This is a genomic window from Pseudomonas sp. SIMBA_041, from assembly GCF_046535095.1.
In the GTDB taxonomy this organism is placed as follows: Bacteria; Pseudomonadota; Gammaproteobacteria; order Pseudomonadales; family Pseudomonadaceae; genus Aquipseudomonas; species Aquipseudomonas mucoides.
This window is the reverse complement of sequence record NZ_JAWRXJ010000560.1, coordinates 1-257: the sequence shown is the minus strand read 5'-3', so window position 1 is coordinate 257 and position 257 is coordinate 1. Positions and strand designations below refer to the sequence as shown.

Below are 257 nucleotides of genomic sequence, written 5' to 3'. Positions count from 1 at the left end.
GAACTTGGTGGGGTTTTCGAGCGAATGGATAGCGATGGGTCGCTGGCTGATGATCGCTTCGTAGTCGCCCGGCGCGTATTGCGCTTCCTTATAGTTCGCGCGCCCCCGGTGATTCTGCGGGATGGGCGGCAGGTCTTCCAGCTTGTACTTGCCGAAGCGCTCAGGGCGGCGCATCGCGACCTGCCCTTCCAGAAAATCGATGGACTCGTAGCCGACCAGCTCTTTATTGCCGATACCTCGCGTGTCTATGCCCGGGC

Annotated in this window: 1 pseudogene; it reads right to left on the bottom strand. The window is 60.7% G+C overall.

Annotation, left to right across the window (positions count from 1 at the left end):
• Positions 1 to 257: pseudogene (locus SB725_RS32365) on the bottom strand ((2Fe-2S)-binding protein); the annotation flags it as partial.